Source organism: Nocardia sp. NPDC003482 (assembly GCF_053588115.1).
In genome coordinates, this window is the sequence record NZ_JBSFPI010000002.1 from 369,143 (window position 1) to 395,350 (window position 26,208).

The 26,208-nt window shown below is 68.9% G+C and carries 27 protein-coding genes, 1 tRNA gene and 1 other RNA gene; 17 read left to right on the top strand and 12 right to left on the bottom strand.

Going from position 1 to position 26,208, the window contains the following annotated elements; genetic code table 11:
- Nucleotides 1-152 precede the first annotated feature (152 nt).
- The gene (gene tgt / locus ACWDSJ_RS04860; protein ID WP_450029255.1) at nt 153-1,412 is read left to right on the top strand and encodes a tRNA guanosine(34) transglycosylase Tgt; all 1,260 of its coding nucleotides are present in this window, start codon (nt 153-155) and stop codon (nt 1,410-1,412) included.
- 19 nt (nt 1,413-1,431) lie between these two features.
- Here tgt and ACWDSJ_RS04865 read toward each other — a convergent pair whose 3' ends face one another.
- Nucleotides 1,432-2,193, bottom strand: coding sequence for a queuosine precursor transporter (locus tag ACWDSJ_RS04865; protein WP_450029445.1), 762 nt, complete (start codon nt 2,191-2,193; stop codon nt 1,432-1,434).
- Nucleotides 2,194-2,254: 61 nt separating this feature from the next.
- Between ACWDSJ_RS04865 and ACWDSJ_RS04870 the strand changes: the two genes are divergently transcribed.
- Nucleotides 2,255-2,770 (top strand): DUF4190 domain-containing protein, encoded by a 516-nt coding sequence (locus ACWDSJ_RS04870; protein WP_450029256.1) that lies wholly within the window; start codon nt 2,255-2,257, stop codon nt 2,768-2,770.
- Nucleotides 2,771-2,832: 62 nt separating this feature from the next.
- On the opposite strand, the gene ACWDSJ_RS04875 is transcribed toward ACWDSJ_RS04870, so the two are convergent.
- From ACWDSJ_RS04875 to ACWDSJ_RS04885, 3 genes are read right to left on the bottom strand one after another with little or no spacing between them, the layout of a single operon-like run.
- Nucleotides 2,833-3,597, bottom strand: a complete 765-nt coding sequence (locus ACWDSJ_RS04875; RefSeq protein WP_450029257.1) for an RDD family protein — start codon at nt 3,595-3,597, stop codon at nt 2,833-2,835.
- 49 nt (nt 3,598-3,646) lie between these two features.
- A complete protein-coding gene (gene gluQRS, locus ACWDSJ_RS04880) occupies nt 3,647-4,564 on the bottom strand; it encodes a tRNA glutamyl-Q(34) synthetase GluQRS (protein WP_450029258.1) in 918 nt (305 codons plus the stop codon).
- 2 nt (nt 4,565-4,566) lie between these two features.
- Nucleotides 4,567-5,037 (bottom strand): DUF309 domain-containing protein, encoded by a 471-nt coding sequence (locus ACWDSJ_RS04885; RefSeq protein WP_450029447.1) that lies wholly within the window; start codon nt 5,035-5,037, stop codon nt 4,567-4,569.
- 353 nt (nt 5,038-5,390) lie between these two features.
- On the opposite strand from ACWDSJ_RS04885, the gene ACWDSJ_RS04890 reads away from it, so the two are divergent.
- Entirely contained in the window at nt 5,391-5,600 is a 210-nt protein-coding gene (locus ACWDSJ_RS04890; protein WP_450029259.1) for a DUF397 domain-containing protein, read from the top strand.
- 274 nt (nt 5,601-5,874) lie between these two features.
- Here the strand turns inward: ACWDSJ_RS04890 and qcrB are convergent, their stop codons facing one another.
- Nucleotides 5,875-7,497: a cytochrome bc1 complex cytochrome b subunit gene (gene qcrB, locus ACWDSJ_RS04895; RefSeq protein ID WP_450029260.1), complete on the bottom strand. Its 1,623-nt coding sequence runs from the start codon at nt 7,495-7,497 to the stop codon at nt 5,875-5,877.
- Between the two features lie 120 nt (nt 7,498-7,617).
- Between qcrB and ACWDSJ_RS04900 the strand changes: the two genes are divergently transcribed.
- A complete protein-coding gene (locus ACWDSJ_RS04900; protein WP_450029261.1) occupies nt 7,618-8,958 on the top strand; it encodes a hypothetical protein in 1,341 nt (446 codons plus the stop codon).
- Between the two features lie 51 nt (nt 8,959-9,009).
- Here ACWDSJ_RS04900 and ACWDSJ_RS04905 read toward each other — a convergent pair whose 3' ends face one another.
- The 4 genes from ACWDSJ_RS04905 to ACWDSJ_RS04920 form a co-directional block, all read right to left on the bottom strand.
- Complete coding sequence (locus tag ACWDSJ_RS04905) at nt 9,010-9,531, bottom strand: hypothetical protein (protein WP_450029262.1); 522 nt, start codon at nt 9,529-9,531, stop codon at nt 9,010-9,012.
- A 101-nt stretch (nt 9,532-9,632) separates the two neighbouring features.
- Nucleotides 9,633-10,427: an immunity 49 family protein gene (locus tag ACWDSJ_RS04910; protein ID WP_387358845.1), complete on the bottom strand. Its 795-nt coding sequence runs from the start codon at nt 10,425-10,427 to the stop codon at nt 9,633-9,635.
- Nucleotides 10,428-10,497: 70 nt separating this feature from the next.
- A tRNA-Ser gene (locus ACWDSJ_RS04915) sits at nt 10,498-10,582 on the bottom strand.
- A 53-nt stretch (nt 10,583-10,635) separates the two neighbouring features.
- The gene (locus tag ACWDSJ_RS04920; protein ID WP_450029263.1) at nt 10,636-11,586 is read right to left on the bottom strand and encodes a hypothetical protein; all 951 of its coding nucleotides are present in this window, start codon (nt 11,584-11,586) and stop codon (nt 10,636-10,638) included.
- Nucleotides 11,587-11,720: 134 nt separating this feature from the next.
- Between ACWDSJ_RS04920 and ffs the strand changes: the two genes are divergently transcribed.
- Together ffs and ACWDSJ_RS04930 are read left to right on the top strand one after the other, a co-directional pair.
- Nucleotides 11,721-11,815: signal recognition particle sRNA small type (gene ffs, locus ACWDSJ_RS04925), an RNA gene on the top strand.
- A 104-nt stretch (nt 11,816-11,919) separates the two neighbouring features.
- Nucleotides 11,920-13,206: an aminotransferase class I/II-fold pyridoxal phosphate-dependent enzyme gene (locus ACWDSJ_RS04930; protein WP_450029264.1), complete on the top strand. Its 1,287-nt coding sequence runs from the start codon at nt 11,920-11,922 to the stop codon at nt 13,204-13,206.
- A gap of 43 nt (nt 13,207-13,249) precedes the next feature.
- Here ACWDSJ_RS04930 and ACWDSJ_RS04935 read toward each other — a convergent pair whose 3' ends face one another.
- Entirely contained in the window at nt 13,250-14,065 is an 816-nt protein-coding gene (locus tag ACWDSJ_RS04935; protein WP_450029265.1) for a methyltransferase domain-containing protein, read from the bottom strand.
- A 103-nt stretch (nt 14,066-14,168) separates the two neighbouring features.
- Between ACWDSJ_RS04935 and ACWDSJ_RS04940 the strand changes: the two genes are divergently transcribed.
- Nucleotides 14,169-14,744, top strand: coding sequence for an HhH-GPD-type base excision DNA repair protein (locus ACWDSJ_RS04940; RefSeq protein ID WP_387358853.1), 576 nt, complete (start codon nt 14,169-14,171; stop codon nt 14,742-14,744).
- Here the strand turns inward: ACWDSJ_RS04940 and ACWDSJ_RS04945 are convergent, their stop codons facing one another.
- Nucleotides 14,745-15,896 (bottom strand): LLM class flavin-dependent oxidoreductase, encoded by a 1,152-nt coding sequence (locus ACWDSJ_RS04945; RefSeq protein ID WP_450029266.1) that lies wholly within the window; start codon nt 15,894-15,896, stop codon nt 14,745-14,747.
- A 169-nt stretch (nt 15,897-16,065) separates the two neighbouring features.
- Here ACWDSJ_RS04945 and ACWDSJ_RS04950 point away from each other — a divergent pair, with 169 nt between their 5' ends.
- The gene (locus ACWDSJ_RS04950; RefSeq protein WP_450029267.1) at nt 16,066-16,770 is read left to right on the top strand and encodes a hypothetical protein; all 705 of its coding nucleotides are present in this window, start codon (nt 16,066-16,068) and stop codon (nt 16,768-16,770) included.
- Nucleotides 16,771-16,853: 83 nt separating this feature from the next.
- Here the strand turns inward: ACWDSJ_RS04950 and ACWDSJ_RS04955 are convergent, their stop codons facing one another.
- Nucleotides 16,854-17,213, bottom strand: coding sequence for an Rv2640c family ArsR-like transcriptional regulator (locus ACWDSJ_RS04955; RefSeq protein WP_450029268.1), 360 nt, complete (start codon nt 17,211-17,213; stop codon nt 16,854-16,856).
- A gap of 98 nt (nt 17,214-17,311) precedes the next feature.
- Here ACWDSJ_RS04955 and ACWDSJ_RS04960 point away from each other — a divergent pair, with 98 nt between their 5' ends.
- From ACWDSJ_RS04960 to ACWDSJ_RS05000, 9 genes are all read left to right on the top strand, one after another.
- A complete protein-coding gene (locus ACWDSJ_RS04960; RefSeq protein WP_450029269.1) occupies nt 17,312-17,758 on the top strand; it encodes an ArsI/CadI family heavy metal resistance metalloenzyme in 447 nt (148 codons plus the stop codon).
- 56 nt (nt 17,759-17,814) lie between these two features.
- The gene (locus ACWDSJ_RS04965) at nt 17,815-18,189 is read left to right on the top strand and encodes an ArsR/SmtB family transcription factor (protein WP_450029270.1); all 375 of its coding nucleotides are present in this window, start codon (nt 17,815-17,817) and stop codon (nt 18,187-18,189) included.
- Complete coding sequence (arsB, locus tag ACWDSJ_RS04970) at nt 18,186-19,229, top strand: ACR3 family arsenite efflux transporter (RefSeq protein WP_450029271.1); 1,044 nt, start codon at nt 18,186-18,188, stop codon at nt 19,227-19,229. Before ACWDSJ_RS04965 ends, arsB begins: the two co-directional genes overlap by 4 nt.
- On the top strand, nt 19,226-19,657 hold the full coding sequence (locus ACWDSJ_RS04975) for an arsenate reductase ArsC (protein ID WP_450029272.1): 432 nt from the start codon (nt 19,226-19,228) through the stop codon (nt 19,655-19,657). Before arsB ends, ACWDSJ_RS04975 begins: the two co-directional genes overlap by 4 nt.
- A gap of 31 nt (nt 19,658-19,688) precedes the next feature.
- Entirely contained in the window at nt 19,689-20,906 is a 1,218-nt protein-coding gene (locus ACWDSJ_RS04980; RefSeq protein WP_450029273.1) for an acyl-CoA dehydrogenase family protein, read from the top strand.
- Nucleotides 20,903-22,333, top strand: a complete 1,431-nt coding sequence (locus ACWDSJ_RS04985; RefSeq protein ID WP_450029274.1) for an LLM class flavin-dependent oxidoreductase — start codon at nt 20,903-20,905, stop codon at nt 22,331-22,333. Before ACWDSJ_RS04980 ends, ACWDSJ_RS04985 begins: the two co-directional genes overlap by 4 nt.
- A gap of 70 nt (nt 22,334-22,403) precedes the next feature.
- Nucleotides 22,404-23,777 (top strand): styrene monooxygenase/indole monooxygenase family protein, encoded by a 1,374-nt coding sequence (locus ACWDSJ_RS04990; RefSeq protein WP_450029275.1) that lies wholly within the window; start codon nt 22,404-22,406, stop codon nt 23,775-23,777.
- 95 nt (nt 23,778-23,872) lie between these two features.
- Nucleotides 23,873-24,994, top strand: a complete 1,122-nt coding sequence (gene sfnG / locus ACWDSJ_RS04995; RefSeq protein ID WP_387358904.1) for a dimethylsulfone monooxygenase SfnG — start codon at nt 23,873-23,875, stop codon at nt 24,992-24,994.
- Nucleotides 24,991-26,202, top strand: coding sequence for an SfnB family sulfur acquisition oxidoreductase (locus ACWDSJ_RS05000; protein ID WP_450029276.1), 1,212 nt, complete (start codon nt 24,991-24,993; stop codon nt 26,200-26,202). The genes sfnG and ACWDSJ_RS05000 overlap by 4 nt, the downstream gene beginning before the upstream one ends.
- The last annotated feature ends 6 nt before the right edge of the window (nt 26,203-26,208 follow it).

Below are 26,208 nucleotides of genomic sequence, written 5' to 3' on the forward strand. Positions count from 1 at the left end.
GGCCGCCCTCACGTCTCCGGCGCCGCCCCTCATGTCTCTGGTTACCGCCCCCTCATGTCCCCGGCTGCCATCCCTCATGTCCCTGGCTCCCCGCCCCTCTTGTCCCTGCCCCCGGCGCGCCAGCGCCGGGGGCAGGGCGGCACTATGGCGGGGTGCCCGATCAGTCGTCGTTTGGATTCAGTGTCAGTACTCGGCTCGCGGGGCGGCACGGTCGCTCGGGGGTGATTCGTACGCCGCACGGGGAGATTCGGACGCCCGCGTTCGTTCCCGTGGGGACCAAGGCGACGGTCAAGGCGGTGGTGCCGGAGGCGATGAAAGAGCTTGGGGCGCAGGCGTTGCTGGCCAATGCCTATCATCTGTATCTGCAACCGGGGGCGGATATCGTGGACGAGGCCGGGGGGCTGGGGGCGTTCATGAACTGGGCGGGGCCGACGTTCACCGACAGCGGCGGCTTCCAGGTGATGTCGCTGGGGGTGGGGTTCAAGAAGGTGCTGGCCATGGAGGCCGTGGGGGTGCGCAGCGACGACGTGATCGCCGAGGGCAAGGAACGGCTGGCGGTCGTCGACGACGACGGGGTGACCTTCCGGTCGCATCTGGACGGGTCCCGGCACCGCTTCACCCCCGAGGTCTCGATGGGCATCCAGCACGAACTGGGCGCGGACGTCATGTTCGCCTTCGACGAGCTCACCACCCTCATGAACACCCGTGCCTACCAAGAGAATTCGCTGCGCCGCACGCACGAATGGGCCCAGCGCTGCGTCGACGAACACGAACGGCTCACCGCCGCCCGCGCGCATCGCCCCTATCAGGCCCTGTTCGCGGTGATCCAGGGCGCGCAGTACGAGGACCTGCGCCGCAAGGCATGCCGCGATCTCGACGCCATGCGCGGCGCGGGCGGCACCGGATTCGACGGCTACGGCATCGGCGGCGCGCTCGAGAAGCACAACCTCGGCACGATCGTGGGCTGGTGCTGCGACGAACTCCCCGAGGACAAGCCGCGCCACCTGCTGGGCATCAGCGAGCCCGAGGACCTCTTCGTCGCCGTCGAGAACGGGGCGGACACATTCGACTGCGTCAACCCGTCCCGCGTCGCCCGCAACGCGGCCATCTACCGGGCCACGGGCCGATTCAACGTGAACACCAGCCGTTTTCGCCGCGACTTCACCCCGCTGGACCCGGACTGCGACTGCTACACCTGCGCGAACTACACCCGCGCCTACATCCACCACCTGTTCAAGGCCAAGGAGATGCTCGCCTCGACACTGTGCACGATCCACAACGAACGGTTCACGGTCCGACTGGTCGACGACATCAGGGCGTCGATCGAGGGCGGCTACTTCGACGAGTTCAAGGCCGAGTTCCTGGGGAAGTGGCGGGGCCCCGGCGAAAAGCACGCCGGGGCACAGGGTTAGGGGACGCCGGGGCACAGGGTTACGAATACAGGGCAGGCTTTTCCAAAGGCGCGTAAGTACTCTCGCGCTTCTTCAGGTACGCGATTACCCGATAACTGATCGGCAGGATGAACACCTCCACCGAGGTCTTCCACACGAACCCGACGATCACATAGTTGATGAACGCCCCCCACGTATCGATCCCGATGGCCGTGGCCGCGATCGAGCAGAAGATCAGCGTGTCCCCGAACTCCCCGGCCACGGTCGACCCGAGCAGCCGCGCCCACAGATGCTTCTCCTTGGTGCGCTCCTTGATCAGCACCAGCGTCATCGAGTTGAGGAACTGCCCGACCACGTACCCGGCGAGCCCGGCCGCGACCAGCTGCGGCGTGGTGCCCACGACCGTGCGGAAGGCGTCCTGATTGCCGTAGAAGTCCGCCGCGGGCAAACCGATCGCGATCCAGAAGCAGACCACCATCAGCGCCAGCATGCCGAACCCGTAGTAGATCGTGCGCCGAGCCGCACGAAAGCCGTAGACCTCGCTCAGCACGTCGCCGATGACGTAGGCGAGGGGGAACAGGAAGAAGGCGGCGTCGGTGGTGATCGGCAGGACGTCGATCGGCCCCAGCGACAGATGTTCGCCGCGGAAGAACTGCACGCCCTTGGTCGCGCAGATGTTGGAGATCATCAAAGTGGCCGTGAACAGCGTCACGATCAGGGTGTACGGTCCCCCCGCGGCCTTGGCGAACGCTGCGTGTTCGGCCGCGGGGCGTCCAGGCCCCTCGACGTCGGGAGATTGCATGGTGTCACTCACGAGGTCTGGACGATACCGGCAGCGGCCCGCTGTGGAATAGGCTGTGACCATGACGAATCCCGGCGATTCCGACGAATGGTGGAAGCAGTACGGCGGCGAGGGTGTGTCGTCGGAGTCCGGGGGCCACGCTTCGGTGCCGCCGCCGACCCCGTCCGCACCGCCGCCCGGCCACTCGTCCGCACCGAGCTATCCGGCCCAGCCCATGACCCCGCCGCCGCAGCAGCACTACCCGAGCTACCCGCCGCAGCCGCAGCCGTCGTCGCTCTACGGTCAGCCCGGCTACGGCTACGCCGCCGCGGGCTACCAGCCCTACGGCTATCCCCAGCAGCGCGGCACCAACGGCATGGCCATCGGCGCGCTGATCGCCTCCCTCATCGGATTCGTCACCTGCGGACTGGGTTTCGTGGTCGGCCTCATCCTCGGCCCGATCGCCCTCAACCAGATCAAGCAGACCGGCCAGGAGGGTCGCGGCCTGGCGCTCGCGGGCATCTGGATCAGCGGCGTCGCCCTCGTCCTCGGTGTCCTGTGGTTCGTCTTCGTCATCGCCGTCGGCAGCACCAACTGAGTACGGGAACGAAACGGGGCGCACTCGAAACCGAGTGCGCCCCTTGATCTTTCGAGCGACGATCAGCCCTTGAGCACCTGCGTGCCGCCCGCGAACTTGTCGTGCCAGCCCTGCCCGTTCGGATCCTGGGAGATCGTCACGGCGATGTAGATGGCCAGACCCAGCGAGATCAGGCTGCCGATGCACGGCACGATCTGGGCCACCACCCACAGATTGCGCTTGAGCGAGCTCGCCTGGTCGGGCAGTCCGCCGTCCGGGCCCACCACCCGCATACCGAGCCACTTCTTGCCGAGCGTCCCGCCCTGCGAGCTCTCCATCAGCACGAAGTAGGCGAGGTTGGCGAGCGCGATGACCGCCGTCTCCACCAGCTGAATGCCGAAGCCACGGCCGAGGAAGATGAAGATGATCGCGATCGGCACCCCGATGAGCAGGCCGTCGATGAGGCGAGCCAGGAAGCGCATGCCCAGATCACCGGGCACCGCTCCGCCCGGCACACCCGGCTGCCCGCCGTAGGGCTGCTGCCCGTAGTTCTGCCCGCCCGGGTACGGCTGCTGACCCGGGTAGGGCTCCTGCCCGCCGCCGTAGGGCTGCTGCTGGCCGTAGGGCTGCTGTCCGTAGCCAGGGCCGCCCGGCTGCTGCCCGTACGGCGCGCCGCCGCTCGGATTCGGTTGCTGCCCATAGGGTTGCTGGCCACCGGCTGGGTACTGCTGCTGCCCGTAGGGCTGTTGCTGGCCGCCGCCGTACGGCTGGCCCTGCTGCGGGTACGGCTGGCCGTACGGCTGCCCGCCCTGCGGATACTGGTTGGGGTCGTACCCACCACTGGTCATCTGAAGTTCCTCGTGTGAAATGGTCGTAGTTTCGCGACGTCTGCGTACGTTACGGATTCCCGCCGGAATTCACCACGTCGAGCGGATCGAATGTCCATGGTTGTCCGGGTAACGATTCCGGGCGGAAACTGCCCAACAGCTCGACGGGCGTGTTCGCACGATAGCCGAGCGAGGCGGCGAGCAGTGCGACCACGTCGCCGGGAGTCTCGCCGAGCGCGAGCCGATCCGCGAGGGTGACCGCGCCGTCCCGCTTCGCCAGGCGCTTGCCCTCGCGGTTGAGCACGAGCGGCACGTGCGCGTACCGCGGCACCGAAAACCCCAGCAGCGTGGCCAGATACGCCTGCCGGGGCGTGGACGGCAACAGGTCGTCGCCGCGCACCACCTGATCGATGCCCTGATCCGCGTCGTCGACCACGACGGCGAGGTTGTACGCGGGGGTGCCGTCGCCCCGGCGCAACACGAAATCGTCCACCACACCGCGATATCGACCGTGCAGTTCGTCGACGATCTCGAATTCGGCTGTCCGCGAGCGCAATCGGAGCGCGGCGGGTCGGCCCTCGGCGCGCCGGGCCGCGCGCTCGGTCGCGGTCAGCGCGCGGCAGGTGCCGGGGTAGGCGCCCATCGGGCCGTGCGGCGCGCTCGCGGCCTGCTGGATCTCCCGCCGGGTGCAGAAGCATTCGTAGGTCAGCCCGGCCGCGGTCAGTTCGTCGATGACGGCGTGATGCCGGTCGATCCGCCGCGACTGCCACGTCACCGGCCCGTCCCAATCGAGTCCGATCGCGGCCAGGTCGGCCAGTTGCCGCTCGGCCGCGCCGGGCCGCACGCGGTCGAGGTCCTCGACGCGAATCCGGAAGGCGCGCCCGGTGGACCGGGCGAACAGCCAGGCCAGCAGCGCGGTGCGGAGGTTGCCCAGATGCAGATCGCCCGAGGGGCTGGGCGCGAAGCGGCCCGCGGCGTGATCGGTCATGTTCAGCCCCGTAGACGCGGACGCAAGCGCGCTTCATCGATTTCGCGGCCGGTGTCCAGTTCGTCCAGTAGTCCTTCGGCAAAATCCACCAGACCTGCGACATCGACGGCGTAGGGAGCAGGGCTTGCGGCCCGCAATCGGCCCACGGCACGGTCGAGGAGGGTCCGCGCGCCCTTCGGATTGCCGCGCTGGATGTGCGTCAGGCCGACGGCGAACTGGGCCAGACCCTGCCACAGCATTCGTTCGGCGAACGGCCCGTTCTTCCACGCCGCCTCGAGGACCTCGTGCGCGTGAAAGGCGTACCCGTCGTCGAGCAGTCGCTGCGCGAAGACCAGCGTCTCCTCGGGCGGCAGGTCCAGATCGTCCGGAATTCGCTCGACCCCGGGACTGCCCGGCGGCAGCGGCCTGCCCAGACGGTCGCGGGGACGGGCATTCCGGGCACGGCCGCCCTCGTCTCGATCGCGTTGCACCACGTAGCCCATGATCCACCCCGGTCGCGCCCGCGTGAAATGCGCTGTCCCCCATACCGAACGACAAAGTGAAATATTTCTAATTCGGAGTTTGCCGACATCGTCCTACCAATTAGTAGCAATAGGCTCGCAAACAATTGTCCGATTCGTTACTTGTGCGAGATCCAAGTTTGTGGAAGAAAACTAATCGATGCCGGATAGGCGAAACCTGCTAGGGTGCATACCGGGGGCAAACCCCATAGGTGCACTAAGTGGACGTGCACAGCGAATGCACAGTGCGCCTGCACCTTAGGCGCGATTCAGTACCAACGATGCCAGGAAATAATCGTTCTCGACGCAGCAAAGGAGTCAGTCCTGTGAAGGTTGATTACGAGGGTGCGCAGTGGCGCAAGAGCAGACATAGCGGGCCGGACGGGAACTGCGTGGAAGTGGCGTTCCTCCGGGACGGCAATGTCGCCGTGCGGGACACCAAGGACCGCGGCGCCGGACCCGTGCTGGCGTTCGCCCCCGGCGAATGGGACGCGTTCGTGTCCGGCGTGACCGAGGGGGAATTCCGGCGAGCCTGACCGCCCGACCGTAGTTTCGTCAAACCCGGCCCCGGGTCGCACGACTCGGGGCCTTCGCAGCTCCGCGCACCGCCTACTCCCACCCCCGCTGCCGACTTCACGACGCGGCAGAGGGATCTACTCCTCACCCGCCGCCCACTCCCCAACGCGGCCGAGCGATCTCCCCATCCGCTGCCCCCTCCGGGACGCGGCAAGGGGTCTACTTCCCACCAGCTGCCCACTTCGCGACGCGGCCGACCGGTCTACCGCCGACTCCGGGACACGGCCGAGGGGTCTACTCGCCACCCCGCTGTCGACTCCGCAGCGCGGCCAACTGCCGGTGCTCCTGATCTCGGTCCACCTCGCGCAGCTGCCGGTCCTCCTCGGCCGGATCGGCGAACAGGAAGCTGCCGTTGCCCGGCTTGCCCGACAGGCCCAGCCGGTTCATCTTCTTCGGCACCGCCGCCCCTTGGTATTCCAGCGGGATCGGATGGCCGTGCTCGTCGACCGGGCCCAGCGGCTGGTGCAGTTCGATGTACTCCCCGTGCGGCAGCCGCCGGATGATGCCGGTCTCGATGCCGTGCTCGAGCACCGCGCGATCGCTGCGCTGCAACGCGATACACAACCGGTAGGCCGCGGTATAGGCCAGCGGCGGGCCGAACAGCAGTGCGAGGCGGAACGCCCACGTCGTCGCGTTGAGCGAGATGTCGAACCGGTAGGCGATGATGTCGTTGACGCAGGCCAGGGTCAACACCACGTAGAACGTCAAGGCCATGGCGCCCACCGCCGTTCGCACCGGGACGTCGCGCGGGCGCTGCAACAGGTTGTGGTGCGCGTCGTCCTTGGTGAGCCGCTTCTCGATCCACGGATAGCCGATCAGCACCCCGAAGATGATCGGCATCATGACGGCCGCCGACACCGCGCCCGGAATCGTGTGCCCGAACAGGTAGCCCTCCCACGCCGGGAACAGGCGCAGCCAGCCGTCGGTCCACATCAGATAGAAGTCGGGCTGGGTGCCCGCCGACACCTGAGACGGGTTGTAGGGCCCCAGATTCCAGATCGGATTGATCTGGAGCACCCCGCCCATGACCGCCAGCACGCCGAGGGTGAACATAAAGAACGCGGTCTGATCGATGGAGAACACCGGCACGATGCGGTCGCCGATGACATTGCGCTCGGTGCGCGCGGGCCCCGGGAACTGGGTGTGCTTCTGATACCAGACCAGCGCGATGTGCGCCCCGATCAACGCCAGCATGATGCCCGGGAACAGCAGCACGTGCGCGATGTAGAGCCGCGGGATGATGATGTCGCCGGGGAAGTCGCCGCCGAACATCAACCAGTGCAACCAGGTTCCGATCAGCGGCATGCCGAGCGTGATGCCGGAGAACGCCGCCCGCAGTCCGGTGCCGGAGAGCAGATCGTCGGGCAGCGAGTAGCCGAAGAAGCCCTCGAACATCGCGATGATCAGCAGGATCGCCCCGATCACCCAGTTCGCCTCGCGGGGCCGCCGGAACGCGCCGGTGAAGAAGATCCGGCACAGGTGCACGATCGTCGAGGCCGCGAAAAGCAGTGCGGCCCAATGGTGTATCTGCCGCACGAACAGCCCGCCGCGCACGTCGAAGGAGATGCCCAGCGCCGATTCGTAGGCCCGCGACATGCTCACCCCGCGCAGCGGCTGATACGAGCCCTGGTAGACGACCTCGGTCATGGACGGATCGAAGAACAGCGTCAGATACACCCCCGACAGCAGCAGGATGACGAAGCTGAACAGGGCGATCTCACCGAGCAGGAACGACCAGTGCGTCGGGAACACCTTGTTGATGGATCTCTTGACGAAAGCGGCCGCGGTGTAGCGGCTGTCCATCGAATCGGCCTGCCGCGCAACGGTTCGACCGAGAGCACCGTTAGTAACTGCCATGGCAGTCACCCCCCAAACCGGGATTGGATCGGTATCTGCTACTACACACGGTAGCATTTCGGACATCCCGCCCGTAAGGCTTTGCGCCGGTTCGGGAGGCGGGACCGATAGGGTCGTCGGATGCACCGGATGTCCGCGCGGGACGCCACCCGATACTGGCTGTCGCGGCGGATGGGCAACGACCTGTTCCTGCTGTACTGCTTCGACGAGACCGGCCTGCCGACGGCGGAGCTGCGGGCGTGGGTGCTCGAGCGCGCGGCGCGGATACCCGACCTCCGGGTGCGGGTTCGCGAGCGCCGCTTCGCCTTTCCCGAGTGGGCGCCCCGCGCGGTGACGGACGATCAGGTGGTGGAGCACGCCGCGGGCCCCGGGTGGGCGGATCTCGTCGCGGTGCTGGAGAACGTGGTGGGGGAGACGTTGCGGGCCGATGAGCGGGCCTGGCGGTTGCATCTGATGCGCGAGGTGCGGGATGCGCCGCGCGGGTCCCAGCCCGCGACCCTGGCGGTATTGCAGCTGTCGCACGCGCTCGCCGACGGCCGCCGCGCCGCGGCCATCGCTCGGGAGCTGTTTTCCGCTTCCCCGCCAGCGGGTATCGACCCGGGCTCGGCGAGTGGTCTTCGCCCGTCTCTCCTCAGCTGGTTCAAAGACGTTGCGACGGAATCGATCTCGCTGGCGATACTTCCGATCGATCTCGGCCGCACCATGTTTCGCGGACTGGCCGCCGAACGGTCACGCCGGGAACTGGCCGAGCTGACCGCCCGCGGTGCGATTCCGGCGCCCGCCGCGCAGGTACCCCCGACACCGCTGAACCGCGGACCCGCGCCACGCGCGCACGCCGTGCGCATGCTGGTCCGCGACGACCTGCGGATACCGGGGCACACCGTGACGGTGACCGTCCTGACCGCCGTCGGCCCGGCCCTGGCGCGCTACCTCGGCACGGGAGACGCTCTCGCCGCGCAGGTGCCGATGGCGTCACCCGAACCGGACGGCGAGGCGCGCAACAACTATCGCGATCTCGCCGTGGAACTCGAAGCGGGCGAACCGGATCCGCGACGCCGCGCCGAGCTGATCGCCGCCACCCTCGCCCGGCGGCGCGCCCGCGCGCTGCATCCGCTGCTGACCGCGCCCGATCGCGTCACCGATGTCATCCCCGCCCCGATCCTGCGTCGCGATGTCGCGACCTATCCGCTGGACGCGGTACCCGAGACGCTCGGCGCGCACACGGTCGTCTCGAGTGTGTACCGCGGTCCCGCCGATCTCGCTCTCGCGGGCGGCGCGGTGCGTTTCACGGCGGGTTTCCCGGCGATCGGATCGGTCATGCACCTGACCCACGGGGTGCACGGGCTGGGCGACACCGTCACGGTGTCCGTGCACGCCGATCCCGCCGTGGTCGACGCCGACCGGTACGCCGCGCTGCTCGCCGACTCGCTCACCGAAGTCGTTGCGGCCCTTCGCGACTGACATGCCAGGTGCCCGGCGCCGCGCGCGCCTGGCACCCGAGACCGCCGCACCCTAGTTGAAGTGGACGGTCGAGATCGGAATCTGGCCGTTGGTGGCCGTCCCGTTCATGCACGGCCCGCCGAGCGGATAGGCGTCGACCGGACCCTGATCGATGTGCACCTCACCGCCCGCTCCCGGTCCGTCCAGGATCTCGAGGGTGTTGGTCACCGGCGGCGGGTTGTTGCCACCCGGCACGTGCCACTGCCCGGCCACCCGGCTGATCTGACCGTTGGCCCACGCCAGCGTGCCCTCCACCTGCCCGATGGCGTCGTTGCAGCTGCCGTTGCCGGTGAAGTTGGCGTGGAACTTGGTGTCGCCCGCGGGCGTACCCGCGCAATGCCCGATGTCCGCGTCGAAGTTCGCGTTCACCGGCACGGTCTGCATTCCCAGCGGGTTCGTCTCGAACCGCATCACACTCGCCGGGCACCAACCACCGATTCGTTCGGCGCCCGCCGGTTGTGCGGCCAGCAGCGCCGGCACGCTCACAGCGGCCACCACCGCGGAGACCGCACCGATTTTCTTGGCGATTGCCATATGAATCCTCTCCTTCTGGATCGACGTTGATCTGGTGGAGCGGAAGCCACTCATATCGTGGCGTCTCGTCGGTACCCGGGCATGCGGACGACAAACACGATTCAGGTATCGGACTCGTCCACCCAGGTGCCGAGCAACAGGTGTTTCGGGAGATAGTCGGATTCCACCTCGATCGGGAGGTCGGCCTCGCGGGCGAGGCAGGCCAGGCCCAGGACGGGGAGGGAGAGGACTCCGTCGAGGTCGTTGGCCTGGTCCTCGCTGACGGCCCAGTATTCGCGGTGCAGTTGGAGGGCGTCGATCAGGGCCTCGTTGAATTCGGCGGCGTTACGGCGAGTGAGGGCGTGGAAGAGGGTGATGGGCGGATAGAGCAGGAATTGGAGTAGGTCGCGGGGGGCGAGGGTGGCGATTTCGGGATAGGACAGGGCGATCGCGTTCTCCAATTGGGTGGCCCAGGGCTTTCCGAGCAGGAGGGCTTGCAGGGCCTCGATCCAATGGAAGACGAATTCGTCGGTGTCCGGGGTCGGCGAGCGCAACCAGTCCACCGGAATCTCGCAGAGCCGGATCAGGCGGCGGGCGTCGCGGCAGACGACGGCCAGCCAGAAGGCGGTCAGCCAGTTGTCCGGGGTGGTGTGGGCGCGCGGTCCGGAGACGGCGAACAGGGCGGAGCCGAGCCGCATCGCGCTCAGGATCGACTCCCAGGTCTCGGCCTCGGCGGCCCGCGGATCGATCAGGCAGCGGGCTTGGAGATGCGTCAAGGCGGCGTCGAAGGCCGCCTCGAGCCGGGCGGGGGAGCCTTCGAGCCGGTCGATCTGCTCGAGCAGCTCCGCCGCGAGGTCGTCGGCGACGCGCCGGTCGTCGGGGGCGGCTGCGATGTGCCGCGCAATCGTGAGCGTCATGTGTTCCTGTCGGGACCGAGACGGAAAACGCCTCCGACCGGGCACTGCCGGTCGGAGGCGTCCACCTCGGCGGAGGATAGGGGATTTGAACCCCTGAGGGCGTTAACCCAACCCGCGTTCCAGGCGAGCGCCATAGGCCACTAGGCGAATCCTCCGTCGAGCAATATACCCAATGGCGGCGGATGACTCGAAATTGGGCAGGTCAGGGTTACTTGTGCAGGCCCGCGAGCACCTTCTTGAGCTGGTCCTTGCAGGTGGTGGCGAGGTCGTCCTTGTCCGGTGCGGCCGTGGTCTGGATGGAGAACTTCACCTTGGCGGACATGTTGGAATCCAGGACCGCACAGGTGTAGTCGTAGTCCACGAAGCTGCTGTAGGACTGCTCGTAGGTGGCGTAGTAGGCCTGCTCGCCGAGCCCCGCGATGGCGCCGGAGGCCCGGCCGCTGCCGGTGGTCTTGGTGTCGTAGTCCTTCCAGCTGTTGAATTCCGGTGTGCCGTACTGGGATTGGAAGCTGACGTCGAGGGTCAGATCCGACCCCTGACTGCCGTACTTCCCGGCGCCGTCGTAGCTCGCCCGGCAATTGAGCGAACCACCGCCGAAGTCCTCGTGCGGCGCGCGTTCGGTGTGGGTGGGCTGGCCCTTCTGGTTCGGGGCCCACTTGCGCAGCACGGTCGGATCGACCAGCGTGCACGCGTTGGTCACGTTGGTCATCGCGTAGTTGCCGTCGATCTTCTTCTTGTCGGGCCCGACGACGGACTTCCCGCCGCCGTTGCTCGTCAGCGCCACCACGCCGATCACGACGCCGACGATGACGACCAGACCGACCACGCCCGCGATGATCCAGCCGGTGTTGCCGCCCTTGTTCGGTTGCGGGTACTGCGGATTCGGGTAGGCGGGCGGCGCGCCGTAGGGGGGCTGCGCGTACGGCTGCGGCGGATAGCTCGGCTGCGCGTAGGTCTGCTGCGCGGCCTGGTAGTTGTCGAAGCCCGCCCCCAGTACCGTCGGATCCGCGCCGGTGACCGGGCCCTGGTGGCCGCCCATGACGGTCGGCTCCGCTCCCGTGATCGGCGTGCCCGGGCTGGTGCTGGCCGGCGGCGTCGACCACCATTGGGTTTCGTTGCCGTGCCCGTTCTGCGGGTGGCCCGGGTTGGTTCCTGTCACTTGCTCATTCCTCCGGTCGTGGCGCGGAAGCCCCCTCGAAAATGTCCGACCGATCGTAACTACTCCGATCTCCCACGTCGCGGGGCGACCGTGGGGGGTGGCGACGCGCTCTCCCGCGGACCGCTACACTGGCCCACGGATCCCGCGCGGCGCGCATCCTGTGAACCCCCCCAGGGCCGGAAGGCAGCAAGGGTCAACGGGCTCTGCCGGGTGCGCGGGGTCCCCTATTCTCTCGCATCCCCGACTTGCCACCGAGTAACGTGGGCGGCTGGATCGCCGCCAGAAGCCGCGGTCCGCAAACCCTGTACCTCGCTGCTTGAAAGGCTGCTCAGGATGCCCCGGCAAACGCAGATCGGTTTGATGAGCCACGCGGAACTCGTGTCCGAACACGAGACGCAGACCGCGAACTACGAGACTCTGAAGACCGAGAAGCTCACGCTGGATCTCACCCGAGGTAAGCCCTCGCCCGAACAACTCGACCTGTCCCGGGAGTTACTCGACCTGCCCGGGGCCGACGACTTCCGCGACGCCAGCGGCACCGACTGCCGCAATTACGGTGGGCTGCACGGACTTCCGGAGCTGCGCGCGATCTTCGGCGAGTTGCTCGGCATTCCGGTGGACAACCTGCTGGCGGGCAACAACGCCAGCCTCGAACTCATGCACGACGTCATCGTCTACGCGATGCTGCACGGCACCGCCGACTCCGACCGCCGCTGGGTGGATCAGCCGGTGAAGTTCCTGTGCCCGTGCCCCGGCTACGACCGGCACTTCGCGATCACCGAATCGCTGGGCGTGGAGATGATTCCGATCGCCATGAACCACGACGGTCCCGACGTGGCCCGCATCGCCGAACTGGTCGCCGCCGATCCGGCGATCAAGGGCCTGTGGGCGGTGCCGAACTACTCCAATCCGACCGGCGTCACCTTCTCCGAAGAGGTTGTGCGCGAACTGGTCTCGATGCGGACCGCCGCACCGGACTTCCGCCTGTTCTGGGACAACGCCTACGCCGTGCACCCGCTGACCGACACCGCCGATCCGGTGCTCGACGTGCTGGGCCTGGCCGCCGCGGCCGGAAATCCCAACCGGCCCTTCGTCTTCGCGTCCACCTCGAAGATCACCTTCGCGGGCGGCGGCGTGAGTTTCATCGGCGGTTCCCGGACCAACCTGGACTGGTACCTGAAGCACGCCGCCAAGAAGAGCATCGGCCCCGACAAGATCAACCAGCTGCGGCACGTGCGCTTCTTCGGCGACGCCGAGGGCGTGCGCGCGCACATGCAGAAGCATCGCGCGGTGCTCGAGCCGAAATTCAAACTGGTGCTGCGTATTCTGGAGGAGCGCCTGGGCGCCTCCAAGATCGCCTCCTGGACCGAACCCAAGGGCGGCTACTTCATCAGCCTCGACGTCCTCGAGGGCACGGCCACCCGCGTGGTCGCGCTCGCCAAGGACGCGGGCATCGCCCTCACTCCCGCCGGTTCCGCCTTCCCGTACGGAAAGGACCCGGAGGACAAGAACATTCGCATCGCGCCGAGCTTCCCCGAGCTCCCCGACCTCGAGGCCGCCATGAACGGGCTGGCCACCTGCGTCCTGCTCGCGGCCACCGAGAAGTATCTGGGCGAGTAGGCGACACCTCGGAGTCCGGGGGTCCGCAAACCCCCGGACCCGTTCAGTTCGGCTTGTGCGCGGAGACCGCGAACATCGTCACCGACAGATGGATGTCGCCGCTGCGCGCCCCGGCGTCCAGCTCCGCGAGCAACGTCTCCCGCTGCTCCTCGGTGACGGCCCCGCGCGCGACGGCCATCGCGGAGATGCGGGCGAGCAGCGAACCCGCGCCGACGGCCCGGTCCTGCACCAGCGCGTGCGAGCCCACCTCGTCGATCACCAGCCCCGCCTGCGTGAGCAGACCCGGCAGGCGACGACCCGAGAACGGATTGGTGGTGTTGCCGATCAGGGTCTCGATGACCTCCCGCACGACGCCCCGGTCCCCGGGATGCACGATCGCGGTACCCCAATCGCTGTCCATCACCACCACGCGCCCCCCCGGCCGCAACACCCGGGCGATCTCCGCGGTCGCCCGCGCGGGCGAGGTCAGATGCTGGAACACCCGCTCGCACAACGCCGCGTCGTAGCTGTCGCTGCCGAGCGGCAGGTTGTAGGCGTCACCGGGCACGAAGCGCGCGGCCGATCCGGCCTCGGCGGCCCGGCGCTCGGCCGCGGCGAGCAGATTCGGATCCGGTTCCACCCCGATCGCGGTCCCGGCCGGACCCACCGCCTCGGCGAAGGCGATGACCTCCGACCCGGTGCCGGAGCCGATGTCCACCGCCCTCTCGCCGGGCCGCAGGGCCAAAGCCTCGTGGGCCCAGTGCCGCAACCGCCGGATACCGGGCAGCGCCGCTTGCAGATCACGAACGTCGATGAGCTGGTCCCGGCCGTCCCGATCGAAACGGTCCGGACGCAGACTCAGAGCCATGGGTTCGGGCATGGCCACACCATAACCGGGCCCGAACCCTACGGGCGCGTAGCACTGTGACATGTGTCACCGCCCGCCGTCGCGGGGGTCGAGCCCCCTCTGGGATGATCGGAGCATGGTGAGCCGCAAACTGTGCCTCGCGCAGGAGCCGCAGGCCGACGCCCTGCTGTCGAGCGACGACTTCGCGCTGTTGACGGGGATGCTGCTCGATCAGCAGTATCCGATGGAGCACGCGTTCCGGGGGCCGTGGAAGCTGGCCGAGCGGATGGGTGGATTCGATGTCCGCGCGATCGCGGAGGCCGATCCGGAGCGGTTCGAGGAGCTGGCCGCTACGCCGCCCGCCATCCATCGGTACGGGCGGTCGATGGCGCGGCGGGTGCAGGAGCTGGCCCGGTTCATCGTGGACCGCTACGACGGCAAGGCCGAGAACCTGTGGACCGCGGGCGATCCCGACGGCAAGGAGGTGCTGCGGCGGCTGCGCGAGCTGCCCGGCTTCGGCGACCAGAAGGCCCGCATCTTCCTCGCGCTGCTGGGCAAGCAACTCGGCGTCGACGCGCCGGGTTGGCGCGCGGCCGCGGGCGCCTACGGCGAGGAGGGTTCGCACCGCTCGGTCGCCGACGTCCGCGACGCCGAATCGCTGTCCCAGGTCCGGGAATTCAAGAAGCAGGCCAAGGCCGCCGCGAAGAAGTAGTCAGCTGCTGCTGGCGCTGGCGGTGGCGAAAGGCGTTGCCACGGTACGGTTTTCGCGCTGGTTCGCGGGCTGCCACAGGCCGCGGCGGCGCAGGATCGGCAGGACGCCCTCACCGAACCAGTACGCCTCCTCCACATGGGGATAACCCGAGAGGATGAAGTGCTTGATGCCCAGGCGCGAGTACTCGATCAGGCGTTCGGCGACCTCCTCGTGCGACCCGACCAGCGCGGTCCCCGCCCCGCCGCGGACCAGGCCGACGCCCGCCCACAGATTGGGCGCGATCTCCAGCCGTTCGGTGCTGCCGCCGTGCAGTTCGAGCATCCGGCGTTGCCCCTCGGATTCGCTCTGGGCCAGATTCGCCTGCACCCGAGCGATATCCGCGGGATCGACCGCCTCGAGCAGCCGGTCGGCCTCGGCCCACGCCTGCTCGGAGGTGTCGCGGGAGATGACGTGGATGCGTAGGCCGTAGTCGAGGATGCGGCCGTGGTCGACGGCCAGCTTGCGGATCCACTCCAGTTTGCGGCTCACCGCGAACAGGGGTTCGCCCCAGGTCAGATAGGTGTCGGCGAATCGCGCCGCCACCGGACCCGCCACCGGTGAGGAGCCGCCGAAGAAGATCGGCGGCAGCGGATCGGGCCGGTTGTTCAGCAGCGCGTCCTGCACGCGAATGTGCTTGCCCTCGAACGAGAACGGTTCATGCGCTCGCCACAGCTCACGAACCACGTGCAGGAATTCGCCGGTCCGTTCGTAGCGGGCGTCCTTGTCGAGGAAGTCGCCGTAGGCGCGCTGTTCGTGCGGCTCCCCGCCGGTCACCACATTGAGCAGCAGCCGCCCGCGCGAATGCCGCTGGAAGGTACCCGCCATCTGCGCGGCCAGCGTGGGGCTGACCAGTCCGGGCCGGAAGGCCACCAGGAATTTCAGGGTCTCGGTGGTCTCCACCAGCATGGCGGTCGTCAGCCAGGCGTCCTCGCACCACGCCCCCGTCGGGGTGAGCACGGCCTCGAAACCGTTCTCCTCGGCGGCCCCGGCGATCTGGTTGAGATAACGCAGCGACGCCGGTCGGTCGCCCGCCATGGACGTGCCGTGGCCTCCCGCGATGAGGTTGCGGGAGTCGCCGTAGGTGGGCAGGAACCAGTGGAACGACAGACTCATAGCCTGATGGTGGCCGCCGCGGATCGCCGAGTCACGGGTTCGAATCTGCCTGCATGGAACCCTCGTCGCCGTCCACCGCTTGCCCGACGCTTGCCGAACCGTCCGAAATGTCGTGTCCGGATGGAGGTTCGGAGCGCTCGCTCCCGATGATGAGGAAAAGCCTGTGAAGATGAGCAAATTCGGCGTGATCGCGGCCCTGGCGATCACGACGATCACGATCGGCGCGGGGACCGTGACCGCCGCGCCCGGCGCGCCCGCCGAGGACGGCGTGGTGAACTACCGGTCGACCGCGACCGAGAAGGACGTCACGATCACCACCGACTCCGGCTCGCTGAATGTCGAGGACGGCGTCTTCAAGATCAAGGCGGCCGACGGCACCACGGTCGCCGGGGCCGAATTGGGTTTCCGGGTGGACGATTTCGTGTTCCCGATCGCCGCCGAGATCCACGACCACACGGCCGTGCTGACCCCGCGGTTCGACACCGAGCACGCGGTCTACAAGCCGGTCGCCCTGCCCTACGAGGACGTCGCCCCCTGGAAGACCCCCTACGACCGTGAGCTGGCCGCCTGGAACCGCCTGACCAGCACCATCAGCGCGGGCGCCACGATCGGCACCCTGGTCGGCGGCATCGCGGGCGGCGCGGTGGGTTGCGTGCTCGGCGGCATCGCGGGCGCCACGGTCGCCTCGGCCGCCATCGTCGGCCTGTTCGGCGCCTTCATCCCGGCCGCCGCCATCGGCTGCCTCGGCGGCATCATCGCCGTCGGCGCGCTGGGCACCCTCGCGGGCCAGCTGCTGGTGACCGCCCCGGTCGCGATCCTCGCGGCGGTGCAGTACTTCACCACCATCAACCAGCCGTTCACTCCGGCCAAGTAGGTGGCGAAGACCCGGCAGTAAGTGTTCGCCGGGGGACCCCGACCCCGCCTGGATGCCGTGCCGGGCGGGGTCTCGTCATGTCATCAGCCGCAGCAGTTCGGGTCCAGCACCAGGCACAGCGCCGCGAGTGCGTCGCGGCGGGCGCGGTGGTAGGTGTTCATGCCGCGGCGTTCGGATTCGACCAGGCCCGCCTTGCGGAGTTGGCCGAGGTGGTGGCTGACGGTGGATTCGGCCAGGCCGACCGCGGCCGCCAGTTCGCCGCCGTTCGACTCCCCGGCCGGGCTGGTGAGCAGCAGGGACATCAGTTTCACGCGGACCGGATCGGCGATCGCCTTGAGCCGCAACGCGATCGAGAGCGCGGTGTCGTCGTCCACGGGTCCGGCGGCCACCGGCGCGCAGCAGACCGGGGCCGACATGTCGATCACGGGCAACGCCTTGGGCATGGCCCGACTCTACCGAATGCATTGACATATGTCGAAAAGGTGCGCAGACTCATGCCGTCACTTCTTCGACATATGTCGCACAACTGGAGGTCGGTCCCATGTCCCGTATCCAACTCGCCCTCGACGTCGACGACCTCGATCGGGCCGTCGAGTTCTATTCGACCCTGTTCGCCACCGAGCCCGCCAAGCGCAAGCCCGGCTACGCCAACTTCGCCATCACCGAGCCGCCGCTGAAACTCGTGCTCATCGAGAATCCGGGCCGCGGCGGGCACGTCAACCACCTGGGAGTGGAGGTGGACAACTCCGAACGGGTGCGCGCCGAGATCGCCCGGCTGTCGGACGCGGGCCTGTTCACCACGGAGCAGACCGCGACCACCTGCTGTTTCGCCACCCAGGACAAGGTGTGGGTGAACGGTCCCGACGCCGAGCGCTGGGAGGTCTACACCGTCCTCGCCGACGCCGAAACCTTCGATGGCACAACGCGACTCGACGACGCGGACGCTCTCCGAGCGTGCTGTGGAACCGGGGCGGGCGCGTGCTGCTGACTCGGATCGGGAAGGCGCCTCTTGCCTTCTGATTCGATATCGATCAATATCGATGCATGTCGAAATCGGATCTGCCGTCGCCGAGCGTGGCCACCGGATGCGCGGCCACGCCCGGCGTCCGGCCGCCGCTGACCGCCGAGGCCGCGATCGAGCTGGCCGCGGTCTTCAAGGCGCTGGCGGATCCGGTTCGGCTGCGGCTGTTGTCGGCGATCGCGGCGCGCGCGGACGGGGAGGCGTGCGTCTGCGATGTGTCGGCGGGCATCGATGTCAGCCAGCCCACGGTCTCCCATCATCTGAAGGTGTTGCGGGAGGCGGGGTTGCTGACCAGTGAGCGCCGCGCCTCCTGGGTGTACTACCGGGTGGTGCCCGAGGTGTTGTACCGGGTGTCGGATTCGCTTGCGGGACGGGCCGATACGGCGGCACGGACATGACCACGGTCACGGAGCGGCCGGTCGTCGCGAAACTGTCGGTGCTGGACCGGTTCCTGCCGGTGTGGATCGGCGCGGCCATGGCGGCGGGCCTGCTGTTGGGCAGCGCGATGCCCGGCCTCGGCGACGCGGTGAGCGCGATCCGGGTGGACGGGATCTCGCTGCCGATCGCCGTCGGCCTGCTGGTGATGATGTACCCGGTGCTCGCCCGGGTGCGGTACGACCGCCTCGGCGCGGTCACCGCCGACCGCGGGCTGCTGCTCGGCTCGCTCGTCCTCAACTGGCTCGTCGGCCCGGCCCTCATGTTCGCCCTCGCCTGGCTGCTGCTGCCCGACCTTCCCGAGTACCGCACCGGCCTGATCATCGTCGGCCTGGCGCGCTGCATCGCCATGGTCGTCATCTGGAACGACCTGGCGTGCGGCGACCGCGAGGCCGCGGCGGTCCTGGTCGCGGTCAACGCGATCTTCCAGGTCCTCATGTTCGCGGTGCTGGGCTGGTTCTATCTGTCCGTGCTGCCCGGCTGGCTCGGCCTGGACCGGACCACGATCGACGCCTCCCCGGGGCAGATCGCGAAATCGGTGCTGATCTTCCTCGGCATTCCGCTGCTGGCCGGGTACGCCACCCGCCGCCTCGGCGAAAAGGTCAGGGGCCGAACGTGGTACGAGGCGACGCTGCTTCCCCGCCTCGGCCCGTGGGCGCTGTACGGCCTGCTGTTCACGATCGTGATCCTGTTCGCGCTCCAAGGCGGCCGGATCACCGCGCACCCGGCCGATGTGGCCCGCATCGCCGTCCCGCTCCTGGCGTACTTCGCCCTCATGTGGTCCGGCGGCTATCTGCTCGGCGCGCTGTTGCGCCTCGGCTACGCCCGCACCACCACCTTGGCCTTCACCGCCGCGGGCAACAACTTCGAACTCGCGATAGCCGTCGCCATCGCCACCTACGGCGTCACCTCCGGCCAGGCCCTGGCCGGTGTCGTCGGCCCCCTCATCGAGGTCCCCGTACTCGTCGCCCTGGTGTACGTCTCCCTCGCCCTGCGCCGATGACCTCCGCCCACCACCGCCCCAGCGTGCTGTTCGTCTGCGTCCACAACGCCGGACGTTCCCAGATGGCCCAGGGCTTCCTCACCTCACTCGCGGGTGACCGCATCGAAGTGCGTTCGGCCGGAACCGAACCCGCCGACCGCGTCAACCCCGCCGCGATCGAGGCCATGGCGGAGGTGGGCATCGATATCACCGCGCAGACCCCGACGATCCTGACCCCCGATGCCGCCCGGACCTCCGATGTGGTCGTCACCATGGGCTGCGGCGACACCTGCCCCTACTTCCCGGGCGTCGACTATCGCGACTGGGTTCTCGACGACCCCGCCGGACTCGGCGTCGCGGCCGTACGGCCCATCCGGGATCGGATCCGGACCCTGGTCGAGGACCTCGTTCGGGAACTGAGTTCCGATCCGGCTGCGCCTAACCCGTGAGCTCACCGGCCCTCGCGAGCCATCGTCGGGTATGACCTCCACCACCGTACGGCCCGTCTCCGACGCGGACCTCGATGCCGTTTTCGTGCCCGTTTTCGATCGCATCGCCGCGGGTGCGGTCGAGCGTGAGATCGATCGCCGCCTGCCCTACGAGGAGGTCGGGTGGTTGCGGGAGGTGAGGTTCGGGGCGCTGCGGGTGCCCGTCGAATTCGGCGGCTACGGGGCGAGCGTGCGGCAGCTGTTCCGGCTGCTCATCGATCTCGCGGCGGCCGAGTCGAATCTGCCGCAGGCACTGCGGGTGCACTTCTCCTTCGTGGAGGACCAGTTGCTCGCCGAGCCGGGGGAGCGGCGCGAGCACTGGCTGCGGGCGGTGGCGGGGGGCACGCTGGTCGGCAACGCCATCACCGAACCGGGGGTGGGCGCGGTCGACCGGTATCGGACCCGGCTCACCCGCGACGGCGAGGGCTGGGTCCTCAACGGCACCAAGTACTACAGCACCGGATCGCTCTACGCCGATCACATCCTCGCCGCCGCCGACCGGGACGGGGAGCGGGTCGGCGTGCTGGTCGACGCCGACGCGCCGGGGGTGCGCCAGCACGACGACTGGGACGGCTTCGGCCAGCGCCTGACAGCAAGCGGCACAACGGAATTCACCGACGTCCGGGTGCCCGAGGACCGTATCCTCGGCCCGGGTTACGGCGCGCCCGGGGCCACCTACGCCACCGGCTACCTCCAGCTGGTCCAGCTCGCGGTCCTCGCCGGCATCGCCCAGCGCGCCGAACGCGATGCGCGCGAGTGGGTTTCGGCCCGCACCCGCGGCTACACCCACTCCGCCGCCGATCTGCCGCGCGAGGATCCGCTGGTGCAACAGGTGATCGGCCGCCTGTCCGCGGCGACGTTCTCCGCCCGCGCGACCGTGCTGGCCGTCGCCGACGTGCTCGACGAGGTGCTGGCCGCGGGGGCCACCGACGAAAAGGGCCTGAACGCGGTCGAACTCGCGGCCGCCCAGGCGCAGCTGTCGGTGATCGATACCGTGCTCGCCGCCACCACCCAGCTGTTCGAACTCGGCGGCGCGTCCATCGTCGCCGAACGCCTGCGCCTGGACCGGCATTGGCGCAACGCCCGCACCATCTCCGTCCACAACCCGGCCATCCAGAAGGCCAGGGCCATCGGCGATCACCTGCTCAACGGCGCGGAGCTCCCGTTCGCGTGGAGCGCGGGCCAGCGGAAGCCGCAGGTGGCGCGATGACGCGGCGCATCCGGTTCAACGCCTTCGACATGAACTGCGTCGCCCACCAGTCCCCGGGCCTGTGGCGGCACCCCGACGACCAGTCGCACCGCTACAAGGAACTGAGCTACTGGACCGAGCTGGCGAAACTGTTGGAGCGCGGGCGTTTCGACGGCATCTTCATCGCCGACGTGCTCGGCACCTACGACGTCTACGGCGGCAACGACATCGCCGCGCTGCGCCAGGGCGCACAGATCCCGGTCGCCGATCCGCTGCTGCTGGTGACCGCGATGGCCGCGGCCACCACCCACCTCGGCTTCGGCATCACCACCGGCACCGGCTTCGAACATCCCTATCCGTTCGCGCGGCGGCTGTCCACGCTGGACCACCTGACGAACGGCCGCATCGGCTGGAACGTCGTCACCGGCTATCTGCCCTCGGCCGCACGCAATTTCGGCGCGGCCGACCAACTCGACCACGACGAGCGCTACGACCAGGCCGACGAATACCTCGAGGTGCTCTACAAACTGTGGGAGGGCTCCTGGGAGGACGACGCCGTGGTCCGCGACGCCGAACGCGGCGTCTACGTCGACCCGGCGAAGGTGCACCACATCGGCCACCGCGGCACCCACTACACCGTCCCCGGCATCCACCTGCACGAACCGTCGCCGCAGCGCACCCCGGTGATCTACCAGGCCGGGGCGTCCCCGCGCGGCACCCGGTTCGCCGCCGAGAACGCCGAGGCCATCTTCGTCGGCGCGCCGTCGAAACGCGTGCTGGCCCAGACGGTCTCGCGCATCCGCGACGAACTCGAGCGCGCGGGCCGGGGCCGCTACGACGCCCGCGTCTACACCCTCGCCACGATCGTCACCGACGCCACCGACGAGGCCGCCCGGCGCAAGCACGAGGAGTATCTGTCCTACGCCAGCCCCGAGGGCGCGCTGGTGTTCATGTCCGGCTGGATGGGCATCGACCTGTCGCGCTACGACCTCGACGACCCGATCGGCGATGTGCAGAGCAACGCCATCCGCTCGGCCGTGGCGGCCTTCCAGGAATTCGACGACGACGGCCGCGAATGGACCGTGCGCGATATCGCCCGGTGGGGCGGAATCGGCGGTCTCGGACCGGTTTTCGTCGGTTCCGGCGCGACCGTCGCCGACACCTTGCAGGAATGGGTGGACGAAACCGACGTCGACGGTTTCAATCTCGCCTACGCCATCACGCCGGGCAGTTTCGAAGACATTGTGAAACACGTGATTCCGGTGCTGACCGAACGCGGTGCGTATCCGGCCGAACACACCCCCGGCACGCTGCGCAATGCCCTGTTCGGGAAGGGTGACCGGCTGCCGGACAACCATCGGGGCGCGAGATACCGACCGGGCGGGCCGGATTCGACGGTATTGCCGGATTCGGTCGCTCGTCCGAATTCCGTCGTGCCCGCGTCCTGACAATTCGCCGATCAATTCTCCGTGATTCCAACACTCGGGCCAGCACCGCATCGGAAGGACCATTTCGGTTATGACGCACGATAATTCGACTCGTACCGCCGCCGTCGTGGGAGCCGGACAGACCGGAGTCACGGCCGCCCTCGGACTGCTCGACGCGGGGTTCCAGGTGACCCTCTACAGCGATCGCGATCAGCGCGCCCTGCGCGACGACGTGCCCGCCACCGGCACCGCGCTCGGCTTCGGCGAGGCCCAGGCCGCCGAGGCCGCGCTCGGGCTGGACACCTACGCCGACCGCGCGCCCAACCACACCGGCCTGAGCGTGCGGATCGCCGGACCGGAGAACGCCGAATTGATCGGCTTCGACGGCGATTTCGACGGTTTCGTCGGCATCGCGGTCGACACCCGCCTCAAGGCCGACGAGCGGCTGACCGCGTTCCAGGAGCGCGGCGGCCGGTTCGTGGTCGAGGCCGTCGACCCGGCGAAGCTGGACGGCATCGCGGGCGCGCACGATCTGACGCTGGTCGCCACCGGGCGCGGCGGGCTGTCCGACCTGTTCGCGATCGACACCGAGCGCACCGTCTACGACTCCCCCCAGCGCAAGCTGCTCACCGTCACCGTGACCGGATTGGGTTACGGCCCAGAGGTTTTCGCGCACCGCAGCGCGCAGGGCGGGGCGCACAGCGGCTTCTCCATCTTCGCCGAGCAGGGCGAGGCGTGGTGGGGGCCCTACCTGCACAAGGACGCCGGGCCGACGTGGGCGTTCCTCGGCTGGGCGCGGCCCGGCACCGACTGGGACACCCGCTTCGCCGCCGCCGACTCCGCCGAGTCCGCGCATCGGATCGTGCAACAGCTCTACCGCGACTACATCGACTGGGATCTGCCCGAAGTCCTTGCCACCCGGACCATTTCGGAGGATCCGCACTCCTGGCTGAAGGGCGCGGTGCGCCCGGTGGTGCGGCACGGCGTCGGCACGACCGCGAGCGGACATCCGGTGGCCGCGATCGGCGACACCGCCATCGCCTACGACCCGATCGCCGGACAGGGCGCGCAGAGCGGCCTGGTCCAGGTCCAGCGGCTCGTCGCCGCGGCGGCGGCCCACGAGGGCGCGTTCGACGCCGACTGGCTGGGCGCCCGGTACGCCGAATTCCTCGCCTTCCGCGCGGACGCCGCGGCCAAGGCGACCCGATTGTTCCTGAGCGACCCCGAATTCGGCGATATTGGCAACCAGTTCTTCGCCACCGCCGCGGTCGATCGGCGGTTCGCCTCGGCGTTGGTGTCGCTGCTGCACCGGCCGCAGCCGTTCCTCGACATCCGCTCGGTGGCCGACGCCGCCGCCTACATCACCGAGATCACCGGGCAGGACGCGAACGAGCTGCTGGGCCGATTCCAGCCCGCGGGCCGGTTCGAACGCTCCCGCTTCGGCAGCGCGGTCGCCTCGGCCTGAGCCCTGCGATCGCGACGATTCAAACCCTCGTGCCGCGCCCGGTGTGCTGCTGAAGTGAGAACACGCACCGGGCGCGGCCTCGAACGGAGCAAGGGATGACGACCGAGAAAATCGCCGACCAGATCAAGTTCGCCTACTGGGTGCCCAATGTCAGTGGCGGCCTGGTCACCAGCACCATCGAACAGCGCACGAGCTGGGATTTCGAGTACAACAAGAAGCTCGCCCAGACCGCGGAGAACAACGGCTTCGACTACGCGCTGTCCCAGGTCCGCTACACCGCCTCCTACGGCGCGGAGTTCCAGCACGAGTCCACCTCGTTCAGCCTCGCGCTGCTCGGCGCGACCGAGCGGCTGAAGGTGATCGCGGCCGTGCACCCCGGCCTGTGGCATCCCGCGGTGCTGGCCAAGTTCGGCGCGACCGCCGACCACCTGTCCAACGGCCGGTTCGCCATCAATGTGGTGTCGGGCTGGTTCGCCGGGGAGTTCCGGGCGCTGGGTGAGCCGTGGCTCGAACACGACGAGCGCTACCGGCGCAGCGCGGAATTCCTCGAGGTGATCCGCAAGATCTGGACCGAGGACGAGGTGAACTTCGCCGGTGACTTCTACCGGATCCGGGACTTCACCCTGAAGCCCAAGCCGCTCAACACCCCCGAGCGGCCCAATCCCGAACTGTTCCAGGGCGGTAACTCCTCCGCCGCCCGCCGCAACGGCGGCCACTACGCCGACTGGTACTTCTCCAACGGCAAGGACTTCGACGGCGTCGACGAGCAGCTCCGCGACGTCCGCGCGGCGGCCCGCGAGCGGAACCGCGAGGTCAAGTTCGGGCTCAACGGGTTCATCATCGCCCGCGACACCGAGAAGGAGGCCCACGACACCCTGCGCGAGATCATCGCCAAGGCCGACAAGCCCGCGGTCGAGGGCTTCCGCGACGCGGTGCAGCAGGCCGGTCCGTCCACCCGCGACGGCAAGGGCATGTGGGCCGACTCCTCGTTCGAGGATCTGGTGCAGTACAACGACGGTTTCCGGACCCAGCTGATCGGCACCCCGGAACAGATCGCCGAGCGCATCGTGGCCTACCGCGATCGCGGCGTGGACCTGATCCTGGGCGGTTTCCTGCACTTCCAGGAGGAGATCGAATACTTCGGCGAGCGGGTGTTGCCGCTGGTGCGCGAGCTCGAGGCGCAGCGCGAACCGGTGGCGGCGGTGGCGGGACGATGACCGCCGTCGCGGCGGACCGCATCACCTCCGCCGAGCAGGCCCGCGAAGTGGCCGCCCGGTTGGCATCGGAGTTCTCCGCCGACGCCGCCGAGCGGGATCGGGTGCGCCGATTGCCTTTTCGCGAGGTGGAGCGGTTGGCGGCCAGCGGACTGCTGGCCGTCACCGTTCCGGCCGAGTTCGGCGGGGCCGATCTCGCGCCCGGCGCGGTGGCCGAGGTGGTGCGCGTCCTCGCGACCGCCGATCCGAACATCGCTCAGATCCCGCACAGCCATTTCGTGTACCTGAACCTGTTGCGGCTGGCCGGATCTCGCGGCCAGCGGCAGCGGTATTTCCCGCGCGTGCTCGACGGCGCGCGCATCGCCAACGCGCAGTCCGAGCGCGGCGGCGCGACCGTCGCCGAGGTGCGGACCACGCTGACCCCGCTCGGGGACAACCGGTTCCGCGTCGACGGCGAGAAGTTCTATTGCACCGGTTCGCTGTTCGCGGACCTGCTGGCCGTGCTCACCCGCCTCGACGACCAGGACGGCCGTAGCGGACTGCCACCGGGTGAGTACATCGCCTATCTGCCCGCCGACACCCCCGGCGTCGAGATCGTCGACGACTGGAACGCGCTGGGCCAGCGCACCACCGGCAGCGGCACCGTGCGGTTCGACGGGGTGATCGTCTCCGGCGATCAGCTCGTCGAGCGGTCCGGCGCGGTGCGCGCCCCCACCGCCTACGGCTCCTTCGCGCAGCTCCTGCACGCGGCCATCGACGCCGGCATCGCGCGCGGAGCGCTCACCGCCGCAACGGATTTCGTCCGGACCCACAGCCGTCCCTGGTTCGAGGCGGGTGTGGACCGGGCCGTCGACGATCCCCTGCTGATCCAGCGCTTCGGCGAGCTGTCGGTGTCGGTGACGACCGCCGAGGCCACCCTCGCCGCGGCCGGGCACGCCGTGGACCGGGCCGTGCGCGATCCCGGCCAGGTCGCGGCGGCCTCCCTGGCGGTCGCCTCGGCCAAGATCGTCGCCGACCGCGCGGCCACCGAGGTGTCCGCGGCTGTGTTCGAGGTGAGCGGAACCCGCAGCGCGGCAGCGGATCTCAATCTCGACCATTTCTGGCGCAACGCGCGCACGCACACCCTGCACGATCCGGTGCGCTGGAAGTTCCAGCACATCGGCCGCGCGGTCCTGCACGGCACGCCGCCGCCGCTGCACGGCGTCATCTGAGATCGG

Excerpts from the sequence above, each read along its gene's own strand:
- ACWDSJ_RS04865 (WP_450029445.1), bottom strand. The coding sequence starts at position 2,193 with ATGCAATCTCCCGACGTCGAGGGGCCTGGACGCCCCGCGGCCGAACAC.
- ACWDSJ_RS04870 (WP_450029256.1), top strand. The coding sequence starts at position 2,255 with ATGACGAATCCCGGCGATTCCGACGAATGGTGGAAGCAGTACGGCGGC.
- ACWDSJ_RS04875 (WP_450029257.1), bottom strand. The coding sequence starts at position 3,597 with ATGACCAGTGGTGGGTACGACCCCAACCAGTATCCGCAGGGCGGGCAG.
- gluQRS (WP_450029258.1), bottom strand. The coding sequence starts at position 4,564 with ATGACCGATCACGCCGCGGGCCGCTTCGCGCCCAGCCCCTCGGGCGAT.
- qcrB (WP_450029260.1), bottom strand. The coding sequence starts at position 7,497 with ATGGCAGTTACTAACGGTGCTCTCGGTCGAACCGTTGCGCGGCAGGCC.
- ACWDSJ_RS04900 (WP_450029261.1), top strand. The coding sequence starts at position 7,618 with ATGCACCGGATGTCCGCGCGGGACGCCACCCGATACTGGCTGTCGCGG.
- ACWDSJ_RS04905 (WP_450029262.1), bottom strand. The coding sequence starts at position 9,531 with ATGGCAATCGCCAAGAAAATCGGTGCGGTCTCCGCGGTGGTGGCCGCT.
- ACWDSJ_RS04910 (WP_387358845.1), bottom strand. The coding sequence starts at position 10,427 with ATGACGCTCACGATTGCGCGGCACATCGCAGCCGCCCCCGACGACCGG.
- ACWDSJ_RS04930 (WP_450029264.1), top strand. The coding sequence starts at position 11,920 with ATGCCCCGGCAAACGCAGATCGGTTTGATGAGCCACGCGGAACTCGTG.
- ACWDSJ_RS04935 (WP_450029265.1), bottom strand. The coding sequence starts at position 14,065 with ATGCCCGAACCCATGGCTCTGAGTCTGCGTCCGGACCGTTTCGATCGG.
- ACWDSJ_RS04940 (WP_387358853.1), top strand. The coding sequence starts at position 14,169 with ATGGTGAGCCGCAAACTGTGCCTCGCGCAGGAGCCGCAGGCCGACGCC.
- ACWDSJ_RS04945 (WP_450029266.1), bottom strand. The coding sequence starts at position 15,896 with ATGAGTCTGTCGTTCCACTGGTTCCTGCCCACCTACGGCGACTCCCGC.
- ACWDSJ_RS04950 (WP_450029267.1), top strand. The coding sequence starts at position 16,066 with ATGAGCAAATTCGGCGTGATCGCGGCCCTGGCGATCACGACGATCACG.
- ACWDSJ_RS04955 (WP_450029268.1), bottom strand. The coding sequence starts at position 17,213 with ATGCCCAAGGCGTTGCCCGTGATCGACATGTCGGCCCCGGTCTGCTGC.
- ACWDSJ_RS04960 (WP_450029269.1), top strand. The coding sequence starts at position 17,312 with ATGTCCCGTATCCAACTCGCCCTCGACGTCGACGACCTCGATCGGGCC.
- ACWDSJ_RS04965 (WP_450029270.1), top strand. The coding sequence starts at position 17,815 with ATGTCGAAATCGGATCTGCCGTCGCCGAGCGTGGCCACCGGATGCGCG.
- arsB (WP_450029271.1), top strand. The coding sequence starts at position 18,186 with ATGACCACGGTCACGGAGCGGCCGGTCGTCGCGAAACTGTCGGTGCTG.
- ACWDSJ_RS04975 (WP_450029272.1), top strand. The coding sequence starts at position 19,226 with ATGACCTCCGCCCACCACCGCCCCAGCGTGCTGTTCGTCTGCGTCCAC.
- ACWDSJ_RS04980 (WP_450029273.1), top strand. The coding sequence starts at position 19,689 with ATGACCTCCACCACCGTACGGCCCGTCTCCGACGCGGACCTCGATGCC.
- ACWDSJ_RS04985 (WP_450029274.1), top strand. The coding sequence starts at position 20,903 with ATGACGCGGCGCATCCGGTTCAACGCCTTCGACATGAACTGCGTCGCC.
- ACWDSJ_RS04990 (WP_450029275.1), top strand. The coding sequence starts at position 22,404 with ATGACGCACGATAATTCGACTCGTACCGCCGCCGTCGTGGGAGCCGGA.
- sfnG (WP_387358904.1), top strand. The coding sequence starts at position 23,873 with ATGACGACCGAGAAAATCGCCGACCAGATCAAGTTCGCCTACTGGGTG.
- ACWDSJ_RS05000 (WP_450029276.1), top strand. The coding sequence starts at position 24,991 with ATGACCGCCGTCGCGGCGGACCGCATCACCTCCGCCGAGCAGGCCCGC.